At 55.9% G+C, this 21409-nt stretch carries 24 protein-coding genes; 13 read left to right on the top strand and 11 right to left on the bottom strand.

Features of this window, described 5'->3' with window-relative positions:
* The first annotated feature begins 27 nt into the window (after window positions 1-27).
* The 8 genes from ASD8599_RS02725 to ASD8599_RS02690 all read left to right on the top strand — a co-directional run bounded on the left by ASD8599_RS02725 (window position 28) and on the right by ASD8599_RS02690 (window position 7158).
* On the top strand, window positions 28-1242 hold the full coding sequence (locus tag ASD8599_RS02725; RefSeq protein ID WP_108827112.1) for a glycosyltransferase family protein: 1215 nt from the start codon (window positions 28-30) through the stop codon (window positions 1240-1242).
* Window positions 1239-2486, top strand: coding sequence for a glycosyltransferase family 4 protein (locus tag ASD8599_RS02720; RefSeq protein ID WP_108827111.1), 1248 nt, complete (start codon window positions 1239-1241; stop codon window positions 2484-2486). Before ASD8599_RS02725 ends, ASD8599_RS02720 begins: the two co-directional genes overlap by 4 nt.
* Before the next feature lie 62 nt (window positions 2487-2548).
* Window positions 2549-3559, top strand: a complete 1011-nt coding sequence (locus ASD8599_RS02715; RefSeq protein ID WP_108829966.1) for a glycosyltransferase family 4 protein — start codon at window positions 2549-2551, stop codon at window positions 3557-3559.
* A complete protein-coding gene (locus tag ASD8599_RS02710; RefSeq protein ID WP_108827110.1) occupies window positions 3556-4140 on the top strand; it encodes a histidine phosphatase family protein in 585 nt (194 codons plus the stop codon). Before ASD8599_RS02715 ends, ASD8599_RS02710 begins: the two co-directional genes overlap by 4 nt.
* Window positions 4137-5273 carry a glycosyltransferase family protein gene (locus ASD8599_RS02705; RefSeq protein ID WP_108827109.1) on the top strand — a complete coding sequence of 379 codons (1137 nt, stop codon included), beginning with the start codon at window positions 4137-4139 and terminating at the stop codon, window positions 5271-5273. Before ASD8599_RS02710 ends, ASD8599_RS02705 begins: the two co-directional genes overlap by 4 nt.
* Window positions 5270-6010, top strand: a complete 741-nt coding sequence (locus ASD8599_RS02700) for a polysaccharide deacetylase family protein (protein ID WP_108827108.1) — start codon at window positions 5270-5272, stop codon at window positions 6008-6010. Before ASD8599_RS02705 ends, ASD8599_RS02700 begins: the two co-directional genes overlap by 4 nt.
* Window positions 6007-6507, top strand: coding sequence for a class I SAM-dependent methyltransferase (locus ASD8599_RS02695; RefSeq protein WP_108827107.1), 501 nt, complete (start codon window positions 6007-6009; stop codon window positions 6505-6507). The genes ASD8599_RS02700 and ASD8599_RS02695 overlap by 4 nt, the downstream gene beginning before the upstream one ends.
* Window positions 6508-6600: 93 nt before the next feature.
* Window positions 6601-7158 carry a PA14 domain-containing protein gene (locus tag ASD8599_RS02690; protein WP_108827106.1) on the top strand — a complete coding sequence of 186 codons (558 nt, stop codon included), beginning with the start codon at window positions 6601-6603 and terminating at the stop codon, window positions 7156-7158.
* 57 nt (window positions 7159-7215) lie between these two features.
* On the opposite strand, the gene ASD8599_RS02685 is transcribed toward ASD8599_RS02690, so the two are convergent.
* Window positions 7216-7401, bottom strand: coding sequence for a CTP synthetase (locus tag ASD8599_RS02685; protein ID WP_108827105.1), 186 nt, complete (start codon window positions 7399-7401; stop codon window positions 7216-7218).
* Window positions 7402-7642: 241 nt separating this feature from the next.
* Between ASD8599_RS02685 and ASD8599_RS02680 the strand changes: the two genes are divergently transcribed.
* Window positions 7643-7942 carry a hypothetical protein gene (locus tag ASD8599_RS02680; RefSeq protein ID WP_219928848.1) on the top strand — a complete coding sequence of 100 codons (300 nt, stop codon included), beginning with the start codon at window positions 7643-7645 and terminating at the stop codon, window positions 7940-7942.
* Here the strand turns inward: ASD8599_RS02680 and ASD8599_RS02675 are convergent.
* Complete coding sequence (locus ASD8599_RS02675; protein WP_108827104.1) at window positions 7939-8526, bottom strand: hypothetical protein; 588 nt, start codon at window positions 8524-8526, stop codon at window positions 7939-7941. The genes ASD8599_RS02680 and ASD8599_RS02675 overlap by 4 nt on opposite strands.
* A 218-nt stretch (window positions 8527-8744) precedes the next feature.
* The gene (lepA, locus tag ASD8599_RS02670; RefSeq protein ID WP_108827103.1) at window positions 8745-10541 is read right to left on the bottom strand and encodes a translation elongation factor 4; all 1797 of its coding nucleotides are present in this window, start codon (window positions 10539-10541) and stop codon (window positions 8745-8747) included.
* 34 nt (window positions 10542-10575) lie between these two features.
* Between lepA and ASD8599_RS02665 the strand changes: the two genes are divergently transcribed.
* Both ASD8599_RS02665 and ASD8599_RS02660 read left to right on the top strand, forming a co-directional pair.
* Window positions 10576-11961: a hypothetical protein gene (locus ASD8599_RS02665; RefSeq protein WP_146188178.1), complete on the top strand. Its 1386-nt coding sequence runs from the start codon at window positions 10576-10578 to the stop codon at window positions 11959-11961.
* 135 nt (window positions 11962-12096) lie between these two features.
* A complete protein-coding gene (locus ASD8599_RS02660) occupies window positions 12097-12474 on the top strand; it encodes a hypothetical protein (RefSeq protein WP_108827101.1) in 378 nt (125 codons plus the stop codon).
* Between the two features lie 21 nt (window positions 12475-12495).
* Here the strand turns inward: ASD8599_RS02660 and ASD8599_RS02655 are convergent, their stop codons facing one another.
* From ASD8599_RS02655 to hisD, 5 genes are all read right to left on the bottom strand, one after another.
* Window positions 12496-13086, bottom strand: a complete 591-nt coding sequence (locus ASD8599_RS02655; RefSeq protein WP_108827100.1) for a GNAT family N-acetyltransferase — start codon at window positions 13084-13086, stop codon at window positions 12496-12498.
* A complete protein-coding gene (locus ASD8599_RS02650) occupies window positions 13083-13472 on the bottom strand; it encodes a ketosteroid isomerase-related protein (protein ID WP_108827099.1) in 390 nt (129 codons plus the stop codon). The genes ASD8599_RS02655 and ASD8599_RS02650 overlap by 4 nt, the downstream gene beginning before the upstream one ends.
* Window positions 13463-13924 carry an arsenate-mycothiol transferase ArsC gene (locus ASD8599_RS02645; protein ID WP_108827098.1) on the bottom strand — a complete coding sequence of 154 codons (462 nt, stop codon included), beginning with the start codon at window positions 13922-13924 and terminating at the stop codon, window positions 13463-13465. Before ASD8599_RS02645 ends, ASD8599_RS02650 begins: the two co-directional genes overlap by 10 nt.
* Entirely contained in the window at window positions 13925-14404 is a 480-nt protein-coding gene (locus ASD8599_RS02640; RefSeq protein WP_108827097.1) for a UPF0262 family protein, read from the bottom strand.
* A gap of 139 nt (window positions 14405-14543) precedes the next feature.
* Window positions 14544-15845, bottom strand: coding sequence for a histidinol dehydrogenase (gene hisD, locus ASD8599_RS02635; RefSeq protein WP_108829964.1), 1302 nt, complete (start codon window positions 15843-15845; stop codon window positions 14544-14546).
* A 280-nt stretch (window positions 15846-16125) separates the two neighbouring features.
* Between hisD and ASD8599_RS02625 the strand changes: the two genes are divergently transcribed.
* Together ASD8599_RS02625 and ASD8599_RS02620 are read left to right on the top strand one after the other, a co-directional pair.
* The gene (locus tag ASD8599_RS02625; RefSeq protein WP_108827095.1) at window positions 16126-17538 is read left to right on the top strand and encodes a calcium-binding protein; all 1413 of its coding nucleotides are present in this window, start codon (window positions 16126-16128) and stop codon (window positions 17536-17538) included.
* Window positions 17539-17792: 254 nt separating this feature from the next.
* A complete protein-coding gene (locus ASD8599_RS02620) occupies window positions 17793-19403 on the top strand; it encodes a calcium-binding protein (protein WP_108827094.1) in 1611 nt (536 codons plus the stop codon).
* A gap of 100 nt (window positions 19404-19503) precedes the next feature.
* Here the strand turns inward: ASD8599_RS02620 and ASD8599_RS02615 are convergent, their stop codons facing one another.
* From ASD8599_RS02615 to ASD8599_RS20225, 3 genes are read right to left on the bottom strand one after another with little or no spacing between them, the layout of a single operon-like run.
* A complete protein-coding gene (locus ASD8599_RS02615; protein ID WP_108827093.1) occupies window positions 19504-19965 on the bottom strand; it encodes a DUF2948 family protein in 462 nt (153 codons plus the stop codon).
* Window positions 19965-21233: a UDP-N-acetylglucosamine 1-carboxyvinyltransferase gene (gene murA / locus ASD8599_RS02610; protein WP_108827092.1), complete on the bottom strand. Its 1269-nt coding sequence runs from the start codon at window positions 21231-21233 to the stop codon at window positions 19965-19967. Before murA ends, ASD8599_RS02615 begins: the two co-directional genes overlap by 1 nt.
* Entirely contained in the window at window positions 21234-21389 is a 156-nt protein-coding gene (locus tag ASD8599_RS20225) for a hypothetical protein (RefSeq protein WP_181364391.1), read from the bottom strand. It lies immediately after the preceding gene.
* Window positions 21390-21409 lie beyond the last annotated feature (20 nt).

Genomic DNA, 21409 nt, shown 5'->3' with positions numbered 1-21409 from the left:
ACGAAGAAGAAGACGAAAGAAGACTCTATGGTGCAGACACCTCTTCCTGCCAGCGACCGCCCCCGGCGCGTGGTGCTTTACAGCCACGACACCTTCGGGTTGGGGCATTTGCGCAGGTCACGGGCGTTGGCGTCTGCGCTAACCGCCAGCGATACCGTACAATCTGCAATCATCCTGACCGGTTCTCCGGTTGCCGGGCGTTTCACCTTTCCGGAACGTGTGGACCATGTGCGCCTGCCCGGCGTCACCAAACTGCCCGACGGGTCCTATGTGTCGCAGACACTGGGTCTGGATATCGACGAAACAACAGCGTTGCGTGCAGGTCTGATCCAATCCGCCATCGAACAATATGACCCAGATCTGCTGATCGTGGACAAAGAACCCACAGGTTTTCGCGGGGAGCTTTTGCCAACGCTGGAATGGTTAAGCCAAAGGGGCAAAACCAAGCTTGTGTTGGGGTTGCGCGATGTTCTGGACGAACCGGATGTGCTGGCCGCGGAATGGGACCGCAAGGGCGCTGTGCAAGCCACCGAACAATACTATGACGAAATTTGGGTCTATGGCGTGAAATCCGTTTATGATCCCACAGCGGGACTGACACTTTCGGACAGTGCACGCGCCCGAATGTATTGGACCGGATATTTGCGCCGCGAAGCCGCAGAGGTCAGCGAAGTTCCCGAAGATCCGTTTATCTTGATCACCCCGGGCGGTGGCGGGGACGGAGCTGCGATGGTGGACCTTGTCTTGTCTGCCTATGAACAAGATCCAGACCTGAACCCGCCCGCTGTGCTGGTCTACGGCCCCTTCTTGTCGGGCGAAGTCCGCGAAGAATTTGAAACCCGCGTTGAAAAGCTGCAGGGCCGTGTCACTGCTGTCGGATTTGAAAGCCGCATCGAGGCCCTGTTTCATGGTGCTGAGGGTGTTGTGTGCATGGGAGGCTACAATACATTTTGTGAGGTTCTGTCGTTTGACAAGCGCGCCGTGATCGTGCCGCGCACAGTGCCCCGTCTGGAACAATGGATACGCGCAAGCCGCGCAGAGGAACTTGGATTGGTACATATGCTGGACGAAGATCGCGACGGCATGACCCCCGACGCCATGGTCGCCGCAATTCGTGGGCTAAAGACCCAAAGCAAGCCATCGGACGCCGGCGCGGACGGTTTGCTGGATGGTTTGGATTACGTCATCAAACGCACCCGTAAGCTCATGGGCGATGCGGCGCTGGACGCCGCCGCCGAATGACCCAAAGTAACACAACTCCAGACCCCGCCTTGGCTGTCGTGGTCAAAGGCTGGCCCCGCCTGTCCGAAACCTTCATCGCCCAGGAACTTGTGGCGCTGGAACAGACAGGTATCGCCTTTGAAATTTGGTCGCTGCGCCATCCGACAGACACAAAAACCCATCCGCTGCATGACCGTCTGCAGGCGCGCGTCCGATACTTGCCCGAGTACCTTGAAGACGAACCGGATCGCGTGGCCGCAGCCCTGAAAGCCGCAGAACACCGCCCGACGTATGCCGCGGCCCGTGCCGCGTTTGAACGCGACCTTGCCCGCGATGCGACCCCGAACCGCGAACGCCGTTTTGGACAGGCTTGTGTTCTGGCCCATGAAGCACCGGCCGCCTTGCGCGGGCTGTATGCCCATTTCTTGCATACACCATCATCCGTCGCCCGTTATGCCGCGATACTTCTGGACCTCCCTTGGTCCTTTTCAGCCCATGCCAAAGACATCTGGACATCGCCCGAATGGGAGCTGCGCGAAAAGCTTTCCCATGACAGTTTCGGGGCATCTTTTGGCGCAACATGCACCGGATTTGGCGCGGCGCATTTGCAAGGGCTGTCCAACGGCACACCTGTCGATTTGGTGTACCACGGTCTGGATCTGCAGCGTTTTCCCGCGCCGCCAGAACGCCCTTTGCGCGTTGCGGGGGCGCCACTGCACATGATGTCCGTCGGGCGTTTGGTGGAAAAGAAGGGTTTTGACAGGCTGATTGCGGCCTTGGCGCTTCTGCCCTCTGAGATGGATTGGCACTGGACCCATATCGGTGGCGGCGCGTTGCGTGACCAAATGATGCAGGCGGCACACGACGCACAGGTTGGCCACCGCATCACATGGCGCGGGGCCTGTGACCAACCGGAAGTCATCGAAGCCATGCGCGCGGCCGATGTCTTTGTGTTGCCAAGCCGCGTTGCCGAAGACGGTGACCGGGATGGCCTGCCAAACGTGCTGATGGAAGCGGCAAGTCAAAAGCTACCGATCTTGTCCACGCCCGTGTCTGCTATCCCCGAATTTATCGACACAGAAGTTCATGGCATTCTCAGCGACGATGACCCCACCGCGTTGGCCCGTGAAATGAAACGCTTTGCACACGATTCCGCCCTAGGACCGCGGTTGGCCGATGCCGCATTTACGCGGTTGCGTCTTGATTTTTTGATGGCGCCCGGGATCAAGCATCTGTCACGCAGATTAAACGAGATGCTGGCATGAAAATTGCCTTTTATGCGCCCCTTAAATCCCCAAATCATCGCGTGCCTTCAGGGGATCGCACTATGGCAAGGGCCCTTATGGACGCGCTGAAAGACGGGGGCGCAGAGGTGCATTTGGCCTCTGAGTTCCGCAGCCTCGAAAAGACAGGGTCGCGACAGCTTCAAACAGGTATGATTGAGCAAGCCCATCAACAGGCTGCTGATATAGTTCAGAAATTCCAAGACGCCCAACTGACCGCATGGGTCACATACCACAATTACTACAAAGCCCCTGATCTGATCGGCCCCGCCGTCAGCGCTACATTGGGCATTCCCTATCTGATTATCGAAGCCACCCGAGCCCGCAAACGTCTGGACGGGGCATGGGCCACGTTTGCCGCACGATCAGAAGCTGCGTGCGACGCGGCACAGGTGATTTTCTATCTCACCGACCGCGACAATGAAGCGCTGGAACGTGATGCGCCGGATGCACAAACCCTGATCCACTTGCGCCCGTTTCTGAACCGCAGCACCCTACCCGCTCCTTCGTCCCAAGACGGCCCGATGCTAAGTGTTGGAATGATGCGCGAAGGCGACAAGCTGGCGTCTTACCTACTGATCGCGGACACTTTGGCTGTGTTGCGTCATCGGGACTGGCGCCTTGATATTATCGGTGACGGAGATGCACGGCACAGAGTGGAAGACATGATGGCCCGGTTCGGGAAAAACGTCCGTTTTCTGGGCCGGCAAGACGCAAAAGAAGTGGCCGCAGCGTACAGCCACGCGAAATTGCTATTCTGGCCCGGCGTCAACGAAGCTTTCGGCATGACCTATCTGGAAGCCCAAGCCGCCGGTGTCCCCGTTGTGGCACAGGATCGCCCCGGCGTTCGGGACGTGGTTTTGACACATGGCCCTGCCCCCCGCCAAGGCCCCGGGCCTATGGCGCAACGCATTCAAGACTTGCTGGACAACAATCAGCAAGCAACAAACGAAGGCGTTGAAGCCCGCAATTTCATTCAACGTCGCCACCTGCGCCCCGCTGCAACACAGACCCTGCTCAAAGGCCTGTCCGCGGCCATTGAGGCGGCCGCATGATCCGTTTGGGCCTTTTGCGCCACGGCCACACCGCATGGAATCGCGCAGGCCGCATCCAAGGGCGCACTGACATTCCGTTGGATGCCGACGCATCCGCAGCCCTTTCGAAACTGTGTCTGCCAGACGGTTGGACACAGGCTGATTTATGGTCTAGCCCGTTGCTCCGTGCCGTAGAAACAGCCCAGCTAGTCGCGTCACGTGCGCCCCGAACATCCCCCGCGCTTACCGAAATGAATTGGGGTGATTGGGAAGGGAAACACGGCAAAGATCTACACGCCGATCCTGCCAGCGGTTTTCGGGATATGGAACACTGGGGTTGGGATTTCACACCTCCAAACGGCGAGGCCTTGTCGTCCCTACGGTCCCGTACGGTAACTTGGGCGGCAGGCCTGCAACATGACACGGTAGCTGTATGTCATATCGGTGTGATGCGGGTTCTTATGGCGCATGCGTGCGGTTATAATTTTGCTGGAACGCCTCCGTTTCAGGTGAAACGCAACCGCCTGTTCTGCATTGAGATCACCCAAGAAGGCTGGACCTTGCACCCTGACCCAATTCGCTTAATTGAAGACCTATCATGAAGCTTATGATCATTGTGACGCATCTGTTGGGATCGGGACATCTAAGCCGTGCGCTGACTCTGGGCCGGTGTTTCGCACAAGAAGGTCACGCGGTGCGCATACTGTCAGGCGGACTGCCCGCCCCACATCTGGACACCACCGGTGTGCAATTTCTGCAAATGCCGCCGTTAGGATCGGACGGCACCAATTTCACGGACCTGTTAGACGACAAAGGCATAGTAGCAAACCACGATTACATGTCGAGCAGACGGGATATGTTGGTGGACGCTTTGCGCGCAGACCCGCCAGACGTCATCATTACAGAGCTGTTCCCCTTTGGTCGCCGCAGCCTGAAAGATGAATTTCAACACCTGCTGAGCGCAGCGCACAATCTGTCCCCAAAGCCTTTGGTGTTCGCCTCAATCCGCGACATCCTTGCGCCCCCCTCCAAGCCACGCAAAGCCGAATTCGCCGCTGAGGTGTTGGACAGGTTCTACGACGGCGTCTTGGTGCATTCCGACCCCGAGATAACGCCGCTTGGCATCAGTTGGCCTGTCACGGACGCTTTGGAACAGCGCCTTTCATACACCGGATTTGTGGCGCCCGGCCCTCCGAACGATCATCCACAGGCGCTTGGGCAAGGCGAAATACTTGTCAGCGCAGGGGGCGGCAGCGTGGGGGATGGTATTTTCGAAACCTGCATCAAGGCTGCAATTTTGCGGCCGGACTTACAGTGGCGTATTCTTGTGGGGGGCGGTGATGCCGATGTGCGCATTAAAGCCTTCAAGGCAATCGCACCAGCCAACGTCATTTTGAACGCGGCACGTTCTGATTTTCGCCAGATGCTGCGCCACGCAACGGCTTCTGTTTCAATGTGCGGTTATAACACTGCCCTGGACGTTTTGCAGACCCAAGTACCTGCCGTCTTCATCCCCTTCGATGCCGGTGGTGAAGTCGAACAAACCCTACGCGCCAAGGCCTTGGCGGCACTTCCGCGCATACAGGTTGTCTTGTCCGATGTGCTAACACCGAACGCGTTGATCGCTGCGCTGAACGTAGTTTCGAAGGACCACACAAACGAAACACCAAGATTTGGGTTTGATGGCGCACGGCGCACCGTTCAAATTGTCGAACAGAAACTGGCCGCACGATGATTGACTGGACCCCTTTGCGATCAGCCTTGGCGCGATACCGTCAATCCGAAACACCTCTGCCCGTTTGGTGGCGCGACGACGATGCAATTGCGCCGACACCGCAGTTGGACCAGCTGCACGCGCTTTCGGTGCAACTGGATTTGCCGGTGCATCTGGCGGTCATCCCGGCCCACACAAAAGACACATTGGCGGAATACATGGCAAGCCGGCAAAACCTGCGCCCCATGGTGCATGGATGGGCGCACCAGAACCACGCAGAAGCCGGAATGAAAAAATCCGAATTCCCGCACAATGATGCAGCGTGTCAAAGCCGCGCGTCGGAAGGGTTGAAGACGCTGACGCATTTGTTCGGCTCAGATCTTTTGCCCGTGTTTGTTCCCCCTTGGAACAGAATGGACACAGGGCTGTCGCAGCATCTGAAATCGGCAGGTTATCACGCCGTATCTACCTTTGGGCCACGCAAACCGCAGTCCGGTATCTTGCACATCAACACCCATATCGACCCCATCTTCTGGCGGGGCACACGGGGGTTGGTGCCACCCGAACGGCTGATTGCGCAGACGGTTGAGCGGATTGAAGCACGACGAAACGGCACCGAAGACGCCGCGGAACCTTTGGGGTATTTGACGCATCATCTGGTGCATGATCCGGACATTTGGACGTTCTCTTATGCGTTCCTGAACGAATTATTGGATGGTGGCGCAACACCCGCACACCTTGGAAAGGACTTGGCATGAGCCGTTTGGAATCGTTTCGACGCAGGCTGAATGCACAGATTGATGGCATCAACTGGGCCATTGAAAATATCGGCGAGACCGAGGGCGAAAATACAAACGCCATCCAAGGGGACATCCTTGAAATGGGGCTTGGGAACGGGCGCACCTACGATCACTTGCGCGAATATGCAAACCGGCGCATCTGGGTGATCGACCGTGTGCTGCAATGCCACCCGTCATGCGTGCCGCCCAAGGCCGATTTTCTGCAAGGGGAGGCCGATGACATGCTTGTGCAAATGGCGCAGCGCGGCACGCAAATCGCGTTCACCCACTATGAGTTCGGGATTGGCGTCAGCGATGTTGACAGCGCCGAAGCCACACGGTTGGCCCCTTTGATCAAGGCTGTCATGGCGCCGCAGGGCTTGGTGGTGTCACAGCAAAAGATGCCGGTAATGACGCAAATCGACGGGCCGCCCACCGTTGATCCCGACCGGTATTTTTTCTACCGGAACGCGTGATTGCGGCAGGTCCCTTGCCCTGTTTGACGAGACGCGGTTAAGCTGGCGCCAAGACGGTCCAAAAACGAGGCCGATCAACAGGGGAAGACATCAATGAAAACCATTCTATCCGCTTGTCTTGCAAGCGCTTTTCTGGCGACAGCGGCCTTTGCAGGGCCCCTGAAACTGACACCAGCAAACCCGCAACCCAGCAGCGTAAAGCCCGGCCTGTCGGTGAAATATGCCTATCCGGGCGACGTCAAGACGTTGTCCCAAGCCCGCAAGGCGCTGAAAAAGGGCACACCGGGCACCCCATTGTCGGGGCTGGATTACATGGACACAAACGATGGCGACAAGACCCTGACGTCCAAACGCGCGCACCATGTGGCGGCAGGCATTTCTGGCTACGTCAAGTTCGACGCGCCCGGCACGTACACTATTGATTTCCTCAGCAACGACGGGCTTGAAGTGTCCATCGGCGGCAAGCAGGTCGTCGACTTTGACGGACGCCACCCGTGTGAAGAATCCAAACCCGCGCAGGTGCAAATCCCGTCCGCGGGTTGGTACGATCTGAAGGCGACGTACTTCCAACGCGTGGGCACCGCCTGCCTGCACATGCGCGCAGGCCAAGGCGCACCCGACTGGATGCCAAACTCGGCCTTCGGGCACTAAGTCTGACACCATATTCTAACGGAAGGGGCGGGGCGAAAGCTGCGCCCCTTTTGCGTTTCAGCTTTTTGACAGCAGGGTCTTGGCAATCATGGCGCTGACGGGAAAGGCGATGACAAAGCCTATGGCCGCCGCGATCAGGATCGGGGTGAGCGTACCATACCCCATGGTGAGCGCCGCAATCACGCCGCTGCCTGCAAGTGTTGAGCCGATGAAAAGGTGAAGGATCAGGGTTAGTCTGAACATGGTGTCCTCTGGGTCTATTGCCGCGCGTTTTGGTGCGCGGTTGTAGGGTAGAGGATTGCGGTGTGGGGGGCTTTGATCTGGGTCAGATTGGGGAAGTGAGGCCAATGAGAGTGGCGCGTGCCACATGAGGGCGGTTCCTGCGCTGCCAAATCGGAGATTTGGTATGCTACACTTGAAATGACACTCCTGCGTTGCCATTTTTTCAACTTGGCAATTTCGCCAAGTAATTTGAAAGGTACTAATGATATATCGAGAAGATCAAATACGAATAGAAGCATTAATTGAGTTGAGCAATTCTAAATCTGGGACTTTAACAACAACTCAGTTGATTGAACTGCTAGAAGACAGGCTTGCCCCAAACGGCAAGGACGCGAAAATCGTGGATGGCCGTAGCGACACTTATTTTTCGCAAAAAGTGCGCAACTTGGTTTCACATCGAGATCAGGGCTTGGGTTTGGCAAACCAAGGCTTGGCGATCTACAATAGCGAAGATGAAAGCTGGACCATCACCGAAAAAGGCCGCAACAGCATTTCTACTTAGGCAAATTTAGATTTGTACCCAGTCGGAAGCCACTTAAGCTGCGTGGGACCATCATAGTGGTGGTCCCATACATACCAAGCATAGGCAGTTGTACCACTTCCCTTACGAACCGCGCCACTTGGATAGAATGTAATCCGTTCACTAAAAATCCACACGGAGCTTGGTGGGGTAATCGAGAAAATGGACTTCTGCCTACTAGCACTTTCTAGAAAAGCAAGACGTAGCAACAACGCGAGTTTATTTTTGCATTGACGCAATCCTGCGTGAACAAATTCTTCTGCGCTATGAAACGGAGGGTTCGTCACGATGTTATCTACGACTCTATTTTCACTTCGAAAATCAATTCCAGCTTCCCCGTATCCTCGATCATACAAATCTGAGGAAACTACGGAATTGCCATTCTTTTTCAGGACTTCAGCCATCGCGCCATCACCACACGCACATTCCCAAATTTCACCATTGAATTTCTCGTTGTCCGCTAAGACATGGGTCGCCCACTCTGGAGTAGGATAAAAATCCGGACCTTCTAAATCCGCGACACGCTTCATCGTTGGCTGAGGAGCCAGTACAAATTGTTGGTTCATCTTATTTTTCCTGCTCGATTTTCTTTGAGTCTGGCAGCATAATTCACTCACGGCAACTACGCTGTGAATCTACTTTTGTTTCAATAGCTTAGAAAAATTGACGCCAATGCCCTGCTTTTTCTAACCCCATTGCACCAATAACCACTGAGCGGGGCCGCGCATTGCTGCGCAATACTCTCATCCCACCGTCCTTTATTCGCGCACAAAATGAACAGCTTTCAGCTGTCCATTTTGAGAGCGCTAATAAAGGCTTCCTGCGGGATATCTACTTTACCAAACTGCCGCATCTTCTTCTTACCCGCCTTCTGCTTATCCAGCAGCTTCCGCTTCCGCGTCGCGTCGCCGCCATAACACTTGGCCGTCACGTCTTTGCGCATCGCGGACAACGTCTCACGCGCAATCACCTTGCCACCAATCGCCGCTTGGATCGGGATTTTGAACATGTGGCGGGGGATCAGGTCTTTTAGCTTTTCGACCATCGCACGGCCCCGCGTCTCGGCGCGGTCGCGGTGCACCATCATGGACAGCGCGTCGACGGGTTCGTCGTTCACCAACACCGACATTTTCACAAGGTTATCGGTTTGGTAGCCCGTCATCTGGTAGTCAAAAGACGCATAGCCTTTGGTCACAGATTTCAGACGGTCGTAGAAGTCGAACACCACTTCGTTGAGCGGCAGGTCGTAGACCGTCATCGCACGTGAACCCGCATAGGTCAGGTCCATCTGCACGCCGCGCCGTTCCTGACACAGCTTCAGAACGTCACCCAGATATTCGTCGGGCACAAGAATGGTCGCCTTGATGCGGGGTTCTTCCAGATGGTCCACCAGCGTCAGGTCGGGCATGTCGGCGGGGTTGTGCAGTTCCACCATCTCGCCGTCGCGCAAGTACACATGGTACACCACGGAGGGCGCGGTCGTGATCAGCTCGATGTCATATTCGCGCTCGATCCGGTCGCGGATCACCTCGAGGTGCAAAAGCCCCAAGAACCCGCAGCGAAAGCCGAAGCCCAGCGCGGCGGACGTTTCCATCTCAAAGCTGAACGACGCATCGTTCAGCGCAAGCTTGTCAATGGCGTCGCGCATGTCCTCAAACTGCGACGAATCCACAGGGAACAGCCCGCAGAACACCACGGGCTGCGCAGGCTGGAAGCCGGGCAAAGGCTCAACCGTTTTGCGTTCGTGGGTGATTGTGTCGCCGACCCGAGTGTCACGCACCTGCTTGATAGAGGCCGTCAGAAACCCGATCTCGCCCGGTCCAAGGCTGTCGATCATCTCCATCTTTGGGCGGAACACACCGATGCGGTCCACGTGATGCGTGGTGCCGTTCGAGATGAATTTGACCTTCTCGCCCTTTTTCAAACGTCCGTCGATGACACGGATCAGAACGATCACACCGAGGTAGCTATCGTACCACGAATCCACCAGCATCGCCTTGAGGTCCGCATTCTCATCGCCCTTTGGGGCGGGCAGTTCGTTCACGATGGCTTCGAGTGTTTCGGTGATCCCGACCCCGGTTTTCGCCGACACCCGGATCGCGCCGGAGGCATCGATGCCGATCACATCCTCGATCTGTTCGGCGACGCGGTCACAGTCGGCGGCGGGCAGGTCGATCTTGTTCAGCACCGGCACGATTTCGTGGTCGGCGTCGATGGCTTGGTAGACGTTGGCGAGCGTTTGCGCTTCGACGCCTTGGGTGCTGTCCACCACCAGCAACGACCCCTCAACCGCGCGCATGGAGCGAGAGACCTCATAGGCGAAATCGACGTGGCCGGGGGTGTCGATCAGGTTCAGCACATAGCTCTCGCCATTTTGTGCGGTGTAGTCGATGCGCACGGTGTTGGCTTTGATGGTGATGCCGCGCTCGCGTTCGATGTCCATGCTGTCAAGCAGCTGGGCCTGCATGTCGCGATCCTTCACCGTGCCCGTCTCTTGGATGAGCCGGTCAGCAAGGGTGGATTTCCCGTGGTCGATGTGGGCCACGATGGAGAAATTGCGGATATGTGAGAGTGGTGTCATGGTAGAGGTCTTAGCGGGTTTTGGGGGGTGGTCAATGGGGCACAGTGTTAAGTCGATTATGACGTTGAGCAAAGAACCGGCTGACCTTCGGGCTCAGTTTGTTTCAAAGCGATTGCTTGAAGAATTTGAAGCCCTCTTGCCTAACGTAGCCAAAGACAAAGACAATTCAAACGGGCAAGGATACCGGGACGATGGGCATATGGCTTTGTTCGCACAACTTGCTGTTTTGCGGAGTATTTTCAGACATGAGCTAAAGGGCCATTATCGTATTGAAGCCCCGATCAGCAAAGAGAAAATCGCGTTGAGGTGCCCCCATTTCCTATTCGTGGCCACTTCTGAGAAAATTACGTTCGAATATCGCAGGGAGAGCGGCAAAGCTGGATTGCGATCAAGAACCACACATATGGATTACATGGATCGACCAGCGAATTTGGGTCAACCTGCCATAGAAAAAGACCTAGCCCAATGGGATGGTGAGTCGTTTTCAATGTTTTCGGTGCCTCTACATGGGGTAAGGTCTAATCCTTACAACATACCTTTTTTTTCGACTAGAGAATGGGGTTTCTGGACCAAATGGTATCAAGGCTATTTAGATGGGCTTCCACTGGATTGGAAATTGCAACTTGAAGTCGCAAAAATACGAGATGGCATCTGGGAGGCTGGCCCCGAAGCCGTAGCCTATGAAATCGAGCGCATCCAGGCCGAAATGTTTTTCGCCAACAGCCCTCAAGTCGAAGAGGTCTATAAAAACAGCGATGGGCTTTACGATGTCCGTGCTTCCATTCTCGACCCAAGTACACTTGTACAAAGCGTCCTTGATCGCGTGTCTTTTGCCCTTTCTTTGGCGCTGGATAGCAATCACTGTGATCTAAATTCCATGAGCGTTGCAGCCAAGATGTTGCGCCATGCTTTGGAAAACTGCCCAGATGACCCCAACGCGTTGGAACAATGGCTACGCAATGCGAATGGTCTAATTTCCAAAGGCATAGAGGGAGCCAATCTTGCCGAAAGCGATGAGCTAGATGCATTAATATCCACCCTAACCGAAACTGCATTACAATTGCGAGCGGACCATCCCGAGGTGGGCGAAGCTGTCAAAACGCGTACTGCGCAACGCTTGCGTGAAATTGCGGCGGAAAAGCGAAAATCGGTGGCGTTGCGGATGGACGCGATGGTTGACGGTACAGGTGCCCGCTTGCGTGCAGAATACCAATTGGACGCTGCAATCACCCGCGATGGGTCAGATGTCGACGCAACGGCAGAAGCAATGCAACGCAGTGGTAATCGGGCACAAAAGATCAGCTTGGCTGAAAGGGCCAAGAAGGTGGAAGGGTCAGGTGCTATGTCTGTGGCCAAGATTGGAATGCGCGCCAAATCGCTGGTCGAAATCATTGCGAGTTTGTTTAGCGGTATTGGCTAGACTCGCGTTTCCCCCCGTAAGGTGCGTCTTGACGCACCACCCCTTCGTGAATTGCACCCTTCCCCACTTTGCGCCATACTTCGTCCAAAGCAGAGCAGAGCGGCGCAAACAGCCGCCACAATCGGGTACAGGCATATGACACGCATCTTGGCGGCATTCTCCATTCTAACCTTCATCGCGGCTTGTGGTGGCGGCACGCAGTATTCCAGCAGCAATGCCGCGGGCGGGCGCAGTTCCTATACGACACCGGCACCGGCTGTTCTTTTTGCCAGCGGCCCTATCGCACAGGCGTGCCGTGCCGGCGGGCGCAAGCAGGCCAGTCGGGCGCGGTGCGGGTGTGTGCAAGCGGTGGCAAATCAGTCTTTATCCGCATCCGACCAACGCAAAGGGGCTGCATTTTTCAACAACCCGCAAAGTGCGCAAGACACGCGGCAGTCGGACAATGCAGCCAACGAACGGTTCTGGAAACGCTGGAAAGCCTTCGGCAATGATGCGGCGCGTTTGTGCGGCTAAGGCTGACACGATCCGAATGCTTCAGACATCAAGACGGCGCATCCAAAATTGTAGTTTCTTTTGTGTCTGCTGCGCATCGCCAACATCGCGCCATGCGAATTTTGCTTTGACTCCAGGCAATTGAGCATACCCCCGCCCCGCCCAAAAACTACTTAAATCGCGGGGGGTTGCGGGTCGGGACGGGTGCGTGACAGGGCGGTCTACTGCACAAAAACAGATGTTTTCAAACCCAAGGTCGGCTGCAAACTGTTCGCGGCGATCAAAGAAGCGATGCCCAATCCCCTGCCCCCGATAGCTGGGCATCAGCACGCTTTCCGCGCAGTAAAATGTAGCATCCACATCAACGTCTGTGCCCTCGAAGGCCGCAGCAAAATCATCTGCGTGTTCGCCAAGTGGTGCCCCTGTCGCAGCTCCGACCATCCAGTCGCCATCAAACGCCCCAACCACAACGGCGCGGTTGGTGTTGCGGTACATTTGAAGATATTGCCGTTCGTACGCCAGATCACCATCGTACAGATACGGCCAATCGCGAAAAACCGCGATGCGCAAGGCAGCCAGATCGTCCAATTGGTTTTCAAGATCCTCGTGTGGCACCACACGAACATCAATCATGTAACCTGCGCCGTCCAGTCAGCCAAATTGTAGTAGGTGGTGACGCGGGCAATTTTACCGTCGCGCACATCAAAGAAAGATCCGGCTGGCAGCCTATAGCTTTGACCATGTGCTTCAGGCAGCCCCGCATCCGTTTTTAGATACGTTCCGTTGACTATGTATTCGGCGCAAGCACGCGATTGATCGTCGTTGGACATCACCACCATATCCGTCAGCTGTTCTGCATAGCTGTCGTTCATATGCACACAAAACGCTTCAAACAGCGCCTTTCCCTGCCGAACTTGCCCCTCATTGACGTGATGCGCCACATCATCGCAAAGCTCAGCCAACATTCCAGCCACGTCACCGGCATTAAAAGCCGCAAAATATCGTTTGATCACATCCATCCGTTGCCGTGCCCCCATTTCGCCTGCAGTTTGCCCACGATTTGATCTCGGGCCTGACGGTAACTGTCCAGCTTCGCGTCGCGGCCTTCGCCAAGGCCCGTTGGGTCCAAAATGGGCCAATATTCGACCTCAAGATGGAAAAAGCGCGTCAGCTCCAATGCCCGGCGCTGACTGGCCGGGCTTAAGGCAATCACAAGATCGAATGAACTTAGATCGTCACCCCAATTTTCCATCTCGTCGAAACTGCGCGACCGGTGACGCGACAATTCCACGTTCAGCTCCTGGCATACGGCAATCGAAAACCCGTCGATCTCCATGTCGCCTTTCACGCCAGCGGATTGCACATACGTGTCCGTGCCATAAAGTTTCTTCATAATCCCCTCTGCCATGGGGGACCTTACCGCGTTGTGATCGCAGCAAAACAGCACGGATTGGGGCAGGTCGTCCGCCATTCAGCCTCCGAAGTGTAAAACGCAGATCAACGTAAACAGACGGCGTGCTGTATCTGTGTCGATCTCGGCTTTGCCTTCAAGGCGTTCTTGCAGCACTCGGCTGCCTTCGTTGTGAATGCCCCGCCGCGCCATATCGATCGTTTCTATCTGGCTGGGCGGCATTGTTTTCACCGCATCAAAATAGCTTTCGCAGATTTGGAAGTAGTCTTTCACCACCTGCCGAAATGGCCCCAACGACAAATGGAATTCTGCCGCTTTTTCGGCGTGTTCCGTGTTCACATCGAACACAAGCCGTTTGTCACGGATCGAAAGCCCCACATGATACGGTCCATCGGGCACAGGGCGTTCTTCGCGTTTGGGCAACACAAATGTGTTGTCTTCCAGCAAATCGAACACAGCCACTTTGCGCTCTTGCTCGATCTCGGGCGTGGGCGGTGGCAGGTTCGCGTCGTCAAGAGCGATGTGTGAAATACGGGTCATAGGCACAAGTCCGAAGAGAGAAGCATCCCGCATCTCTAGCCCAGATCAGGCCGGCTTCACAACTGTGCCGCGCCGTAAAAGCGGCCAACACAAAAATGATCCCCAAGAAATTCGACATTTGATGCCCAGCGCGGATTGATTACCGGTTCAAGGCTTGCAGTCGCGCAGTGACCGACAACCCATGCGCCTCAAGGCTTTCCGACGTCGCAAGCGCCTCTGCCCCTGGCCCGATGGCCCGCAACGCATCCGGTGTCATCTGCGCCAATGTGGTGCGTTTGACAAAATCCATCACCGACAATCCAGAAGAGAACCGCGCAGAGCGTGCCGTGGGCAAAACGTGATTGGGTCCGCCGATGTAATCCCCGATAGCTTCAGGCGTCCACTGCCCCAAGAAAATCGCACCGGCGTGGGTGATCTTTTCGCTCAGCGCATTCGGATCGGCCACACATAGCTCAAGGTGTTCGGGGGCAATGCGATCGGACAGGGCGGCGGCAACATCCAGATCCGGAACAGTGATTACCGCCCCGAAATCACGCCAGCTTGCGCCTGCGATGGCACGGCGTTCCAAAGTCTCAAGCCGCTTGTCCACGGCCTGTGCAACCGCTTTGCCAAAAGCGGCGTCTGTGGTGATCAGCAAGGATTGCGCACTTTCATCGTGTTCCGCCTGGCTCAGCAAATCAAGGGCGATCCAGTCGGGATCGTTGTCCGCATCGGCAATCACAAGGATTTCTGACGGCCCTGCAATCATGTCGATGCCAACCTTACCGAACACACGGCGCTTGGCTGCGGCGACGAAAGCATTGCCCGGGCCGGTGATCTTGTCGACCGGGGCGATTGTGTTTGTGCCATACGCCAATGCTGCAATCGCCTGGGCGCCACCGATCCGGTAGATTTCATCCACCCCGGACAGTTTTGCCGCCAGCAAGACAGCGGGGTTCAGGATACCATCCGGCGTCGGCACCGTAATGGCCAAGCGCCCAACGCCCGCAACCTTGGCGGGGATTGCATTCATCAGGACAGACGACGGATAGCTTGCCAATCCGCCCGGCACATACAGCCCTGCGGCGGACACTGGCGTCCAACGCCAGCCCAATGTGGCGCCTGCATCATCCGTCCATTGCTGATCTTCGGGAAGTTGTTTGGCGTGGTAGGCTTTGATGCGGTCCGCGGCCAGTTCCAGTGCCGCGCGCACATCAGGCGTGACTTTCGCAGCCTCCGCTTCAATCTCAGCGTCCATGATGCGCAAACGATCCGTTGTTAGATCAAGGCGGTCAAACTTTGCTGTCAGCTCCAACACCGCAGCATCGCCGCGCGCCCGTACATCTGCAATAATGTCGGCCACAATGGCATCCACATCGGGGCTGTCTTCGCGCTTTGCATTCAGCAGGGTTGTAAAGGCGGCCTCAAAATCGGGGTCTGTGGAATTAAGGAAAACAGGCATGGTGGCTCCGGTCTTTGCATTGCTGACGACATAGCGCTGCGGCGCCATAGGGGAAAGGGGGGATATGTCGCATGGAACGCCTGAAACCATAGCGGCCAGCACCGTCAGAAGATGTACGATAGCGTATGAGATTTGCGCCACCGCACCGCTTGGTAAGCTTCTGTTTTTCAACCAGAAAGTGAAACCCACAGCTAAAACGCAGGTTTTGCTGGTTTTGGATGAATTAACCTGCGTAGGTGCCTTTTTAATACTTTATTAATTTATGGAAGCATTCTGAAAAATGACCACAATCACGCTAACCGGCATTTCCGCCACCTATTCCTTTGACCCAAGCACTGGCCAACCTGTCAACGAACAAGTTGGCACAGCCACCTTGACCGCAACTGTCAGCCAAGACCAAACCTTTGAGTTTTCACAGGCGGGCCTTGGCCTCGTAGACGCGACTGGCAGCTTGTTCAAAACAACCCTATCCGGTCTGAACGGTCAAATTGTTGATTCATCGGATCCGCTGTCCATTGACCCGAGTTTGAAATCAAAAGCAGACCTTTTTGTCATGCGATGGGAAGAGGACGGCGTAAAGAAATCCGCAGTCATGGTAGATTTCAGCACACGCGTCGCCCTACCTGCCGGGAGTGCGCCTGCGGCCCCGACCCCAACAGGCTCAAGCCAATTGTTTGTTCTGGGTGGTGATGCACTGCCTGCCTTCGCCGATGTAGCGGCCTACACGCTATGGGCAGAATCAGCGACGAAAGACTACCCAGGCCTGCTTGCCACATCATTCATCCCCGGCACTCCGTTTGATTTACGTGATGTTCCGGGTGCAACCATATCCGAAGACGACGTTATTTCCGGGCCAATTCTGCCGGAATACATCGTTGTGGGTGACGGCAACGACTTCGTAGATGGAGCGTTTTCCGAAGAAATTACAATTGTTGGCGGCGCTGGCAATGACACGTTGGAAGGCGGCAGGTTCGAAGACTTTTTGATGGGCAATGCCGACCATGACCGCCTCGTGGGCCGCGGTGGCGACGACACTATGCTGGGCGGCAGCGGCAATGACACGATGAATGGCAATGTCGGAGACGACGAGATGTTCGGCGGCAGTGGCAATGACCGTATGCGTGGCGGGGCTGGCGAAGACAGCCTGTTTGGCAACAGTGGAGACGATACAATTGACGGCGGACGCAACCACGACACTGTGGATGGCGGCGGCGGCAACGATCTGCTGGCCGGGGAACATGGCAACGATGTGATGTTTGGCCAGTCTGGCAATGACACAATAGGCGGCGGTGAAGGCCGCGACACGTTAAATGGCGGTGCGGGCGATGATGTCCTGACCGGTGATGCCGGCCGGGACCGTCTGGTTGGCAACAGCGGCGACGACACTTTGATTGGCGGCAGGGACAACGATGTGCTGCGTGGCGGCGCCGGGGCGGATGTCTTTGTGTTCGGGTTTGGTCACGATCAGGATCGCATCGTCGACTTCACGGACGACGTGGATCGGCTGGAAATCACAAGCGGTCGGTATGCAACCGTGTCAGAAATGCTGGACGATGCAACCGAAATTGATGGGGACGTGCTGTTGTTAACAACCGGCACCAGCTTGGGCAGCAACGCAGACTGGGTGTTGATCGAAAATATCACCATTGCGCAGCTTGCAGATGACATCGACCTGACATCAAATTTGTTCTGACCCCACGCTTCCGCAAATTTCGGACGGCAAACATACAAGTCGGGGTGCTCTCGCTGCGCACCCCGAATATCTGATAATCTACGTTGGCTCTTACGCAAGGCGTTATCAACGCTTGCAACATTGCGCATATTTTCTTGCAAACCTCCCGCACTGGTTGAGGTTTGTGGATTAGGTGGGTTTTTACTTGTTTCAGAAGGCAGGCAGCCTGTACCCTATTTCCAGAAATTTTAAGTAATCAAAGGGAATTTAGCGTTATGACAACAACTACATTCACCGGCTTTTCGTTTACCTATATTTACAATGGACCGGACGACGACGACACCATCACGGGGATTGGCGCTGGAAGCTTACAAATAACAACCAGCGACGACTACCAAGCCAGCTACACATACACAGCGGACCTGTTTGACGATGAAAATGTCGACATCGGGGTCGGCGCAGGCGCGCTCTACAACGCGGTTTTGAATGGGTTGGGCGGCCCCCAAGACATCAGCACAGGTGGAGGGATAAACTTCGATCTGGAAGCTGAAATGCTTAACGCTGCTTGGTCCCTTGGCGGCATGTCTGGCACGTCCCAATTGTTGGTCATTGATGGCTACAACAGTTCCACAAATACCGGCACGACCTATGTGTTCCAAATTGGGGGGGATACCCTTCCAACCGCATCCAGCATTTCAGAGCTTGAGCTGTTTATCGACACCACCAATTTTGGACCAATTACCTCCGGACCGCTTACCCCAGGCACAAACATAGACCCGACAACCTTGGACAACACGACGACCGCCGAGAAAGACAAGGTCACGGGCACAGCACTTGATGACAACATCAATTCGGGGGCCGGCAACGACACCGTAAACGGAGGTGACGGCAACGATACGGTGCAAGGCGGCGGCGGCAATGACCGCCTGAACGGCAACATCGGCGACGATCTGTTGAACGGCGGCAACCAGAACGACCGTCTGGATGGTGGGTTCGACAACGACACACTGAACGGCGGTAACAACAACGACACGCTGATCGGCGGCAATGGCAATGACCGCCTAAACGGCAACCGCGACAATGACTTGCTGAATGGCGGTAATGGCAACGACACCATGGACGGCGGCTTCAACAATGACACGCTGAACGGTGGCAACAACAACGACCGGCTGTTGGGCAATTCGGGTGCGGACCGCTTGAACGGCAACAAAGGCAACGACTTGCTGAATGGCGGCAACGGCAATGACACCATGGACGGCGGGTTCGACAATGATACGCTGAATGGTGGCAACAACAACGACCTGTTGTTGGGCAACGCCGGCAGCGACCGTTTGAACGGCAACAAGGGCAACGATACGCTCAATGGTGGCAACGGAAATGACACTCTGGACGGTGGGTTCAACAACGACACGCTGAATGGCGGCAACAACAATGACCTGCTAAAAGGCAATTCAGGCAACGACCGGGTTAATGGCAACAGAGGCGACGACACCTTGGATGGCGGCACGGGCAACGATCGCTTGGACGGTGGCTTTGGCGGCGACGTGATTGATGGGGGCGCAGGCGAAGACACGCTGCTTGGCAACACGGGCGAAGATTTGCTGGACGGTGGCATAGGCGACGACATTCTGACCGGCGGCGCGGATGCGGATGAATTCGCCTTTGCGACGGGTTACGGCAATGACACGATCACCGACTTTTCGATCGACGATTTTGAGAACGTGCGCCTGGACGCCAACATGTTCAACAACATCGATACGGTTCTGTCAGAGGCCCAACAGATCGGAGATGATGTTGTTCTGGACTTTGGCAACGGCGATTCCCTGACCTTCGAAGACCTGTCTTTGATGGAACTGGAAAGCACGTTCTTCTCACCCGGGGCATAATCCTATTCCCGAACATAAAAAAAGGCTCCGATTGTTTCGGGGCCTTTTTTTGTAAGCGATATACCGAAAATCCAGATTTCACACGAAAGCGAACTGTTTGTTACTCTGGATGGGACGGTGCCCTCTTGGACGGTGCGATGTAGGGCTTGGTCACATCCTTCAGACGTGCCTCGATGGTTTCGACAGACAGGCGCACGGCACCGTCCCCCGCCAGCGTAATCTCGATCAGGCCTGCGCCGTCTTCGCCTGCTTCAAAAGCAACCGCCAAAACCGACAGGATCATGTCCTTGTCGCTGCGGTCCACCCCTTGGCTGGACACATTCAAAACGCCTTCAAAACTCAGCATGGATTGCACGCGTTCTTTGCTTTGTGTGCCATTTTCCCAGCGAAAACGGTTCAAAAGCATAGCAAAACGCCGGTCTCGGGCGCGGTACGTCATTTCGGTGATCGGAAGAACGGCGTCCTGCACAAGTGCCGACATCACCTTCAGGTCATCTGCATCCATAGCCCCAAGATTCAACGGCGCCTCGCGTCCGTCTTCAAAGCGCGCATCATCTACCATCAGTCTTTGACCCGTTCGATTTTTGCGCCAACCCCTTCCAGTTTGCGCACCACATGTTCATATCCCCGATCAAGGTGGTAAACACGGCTGACCTTTGTTTCGCCTTCCGCTGCAAGACCCGCAAGGATCAAGGAAACAGACGCCCGCAGGTCCGTCGCCATCACTGGCGCACCTTTCAGCTTTTTCACGCCTGTGACCGTCGCCGTACCACCGGAAACGTCAATTTCAGCCCCCATACGGATCAATTCAGGGGCGTGCATAAAGCGGTTTTCAAAGATTTTTTCTTCCAGAACGGATGTACCGTTGGCCGTGCACAACAGCGCCATCATTTGCGCCTGCAAATCCGTTGGAAAGCCCGGAAACGGTTCGGTTGTTACATCCACGGCTTTGATGTCGTCGGCGCGTCGCTTCACCATCAAGCCTTTGTCCGTTTCGGTCACATCGATTCCGGCCGCATCCAGTTTTTCGCAAAACGCCCCGACCAGAGACAGCTTGCCGCCAAGCAATTCGACCTCGCCGCCGCAAATCGCAGGAGCCAGCATGTAGGTGCCAAGTTCGATCCGGTCTGTGACAACAGGATGTGTCGCCCCGTTCAAACGGTCCACGCCCTGAATGGTGATGCTTGAGGTGCCGTCGCCTTCAATCTGTGCACCCATTTTGCGCAAGCAGTCCGCAAGGTCGACGATTTCGGGTTCGCGGGCCGCGTTGTTGATGACGGTCGTGCCTTTGGCCAGCGTCGCCGCCATCATAATGTTTTCGGTCGCCCCGACTGAGGCAAAGGGGAAGTCGATGACCGCGCCCTTAAGGCGTCCGCCAGCCGCTTTGGCGTGCAAATACCCGTCGCGCAGTTCGATGTCCGCGCCCATCAGGGTCAGGCCGTCGGTGTGAATGTCCATAGGGCGCGCGCCAATTGCACAGCCGCCAGGCAGCGACACTTCAGCCACGCCTTCACGCGCCAAAAGCGGCCCAAGCACAAGGTTCGACGCCCGCATCTTGCGCACAATGTCATATTCCGCGCGGGTGTTGATGGTCCCATGGCACGACATCGCTTGCACTTGGCCTTCCTGCATCGAAGTGATCTCGGCCCCCAGCGATTGCAGCAATTCAGTCATAGTTTTGATATCGGACAAACGCGGTGCATTGGTCAGCGTCAGCGGCTCTTCGCTGAGCAAAGTTGCAGGCATAAGGGTCAGGCATGCGTTTTTGGCCCCCGCGATCGGGATTTGCCCGTTTAGCGGTCCACCGCCCTGCACAACTATCGAATCCATTTACGTGTCCTTCGCCTGTTTGTCTTTTGCATCATCGGTGCGCGCGCGGGCTTGTGCCTTGCGTCGTCCCATATTGGCTTTCAACGCTGCCTTTAGCCGATCTTCGCGGATCTGGGCCTGCGTTTTGCCTTTGTTGGATGCTGTTTTCTCTGCCATGGGACGTGTCTAACGCAGGT

Origin of the sequence: Ascidiaceihabitans donghaensis (assembly GCF_900302465.1) — a bacterium.
Lineage (GTDB): Bacteria > Pseudomonadota > Alphaproteobacteria > Rhodobacterales > Rhodobacteraceae > Ascidiaceihabitans > Ascidiaceihabitans donghaensis.
This window is presented reverse-complemented; position numbering and strand designations above follow the sequence as displayed.

Coding starts and splice junctions, on each gene's coding strand:
- ASD8599_RS02655 (WP_108827100.1), bottom strand. CDS start 13,086: ATGATTGATGTTCGTGTGGTGCCACACGAGGATCTTGAAAACCAATTG.
- ASD8599_RS02690 (WP_108827106.1), top strand. CDS start 6,601: ATGAAAACCATTCTATCCGCTTGTCTTGCAAGCGCTTTTCTGGCGACA.
- ASD8599_RS02675 (WP_108827104.1), bottom strand. CDS start 8,526: ATGAACCAACAATTTGTACTGGCTCCTCAGCCAACGATGAAGCGTGTC.
- ASD8599_RS02660 (WP_108827101.1), top strand. CDS start 12,097: ATGACACGCATCTTGGCGGCATTCTCCATTCTAACCTTCATCGCGGCT.
- ASD8599_RS02710 (WP_108827110.1), top strand. CDS start 3,556: ATGATCCGTTTGGGCCTTTTGCGCCACGGCCACACCGCATGGAATCGC.
- ASD8599_RS02720 (WP_108827111.1), top strand. CDS start 1,239: ATGACCCAAAGTAACACAACTCCAGACCCCGCCTTGGCTGTCGTGGTC.
- ASD8599_RS02625 (WP_108827095.1), top strand. CDS start 16,126: ATGACCACAATCACGCTAACCGGCATTTCCGCCACCTATTCCTTTGAC.
- murA (WP_108827092.1), bottom strand. CDS start 21,233: ATGGATTCGATAGTTGTGCAGGGCGGTGGACCGCTAAACGGGCAAATC.
- ASD8599_RS02665 (WP_146188178.1), top strand. CDS start 10,576: ATGGGGCACAGTGTTAAGTCGATTATGACGTTGAGCAAAGAACCGGCT.
- ASD8599_RS20225 (WP_181364391.1), bottom strand. CDS start 21,389: ATGGCAGAGAAAACAGCATCCAACAAAGGCAAAACGCAGGCCCAGATC.
- ASD8599_RS02680 (WP_219928848.1), top strand. CDS start 7,643: ATGATATATCGAGAAGATCAAATACGAATAGAAGCATTAATTGAGTTG.
- ASD8599_RS02650 (WP_108827099.1), bottom strand. CDS start 13,472: ATGGATGTGATCAAACGATATTTTGCGGCTTTTAATGCCGGTGACGTG.
- hisD (WP_108829964.1), bottom strand. CDS start 15,845: ATGCCTGTTTTCCTTAATTCCACAGACCCCGATTTTGAGGCCGCCTTT.
- ASD8599_RS02615 (WP_108827093.1), bottom strand. CDS start 19,965: ATGGTAGATGATGCGCGCTTTGAAGACGGACGCGAGGCGCCGTTGAAT.
- ASD8599_RS02725 (WP_108827112.1), top strand. CDS start 28: ATGGTGCAGACACCTCTTCCTGCCAGCGACCGCCCCCGGCGCGTGGTG.
- ASD8599_RS02620 (WP_108827094.1), top strand. CDS start 17,793: ATGACAACAACTACATTCACCGGCTTTTCGTTTACCTATATTTACAAT.
- ASD8599_RS02640 (WP_108827097.1), bottom strand. CDS start 14,404: ATGACCCGTATTTCACACATCGCTCTTGACGACGCGAACCTGCCACCG.
- ASD8599_RS02645 (WP_108827098.1), bottom strand. CDS start 13,924: ATGGCGGACGACCTGCCCCAATCCGTGCTGTTTTGCTGCGATCACAAC.
- ASD8599_RS02700 (WP_108827108.1), top strand. CDS start 5,270: ATGATTGACTGGACCCCTTTGCGATCAGCCTTGGCGCGATACCGTCAA.
- ASD8599_RS02695 (WP_108827107.1), top strand. CDS start 6,007: ATGAGCCGTTTGGAATCGTTTCGACGCAGGCTGAATGCACAGATTGAT.
- ASD8599_RS02715 (WP_108829966.1), top strand. CDS start 2,549: ATGGCAAGGGCCCTTATGGACGCGCTGAAAGACGGGGGCGCAGAGGTG.
- ASD8599_RS02705 (WP_108827109.1), top strand. CDS start 4,137: ATGAAGCTTATGATCATTGTGACGCATCTGTTGGGATCGGGACATCTA.
- lepA (WP_108827103.1), bottom strand. CDS start 10,541: ATGACACCACTCTCACATATCCGCAATTTCTCCATCGTGGCCCACATC.
- ASD8599_RS02685 (WP_108827105.1), bottom strand. CDS start 7,401: ATGTTCAGACTAACCCTGATCCTTCACCTTTTCATCGGCTCAACACTT.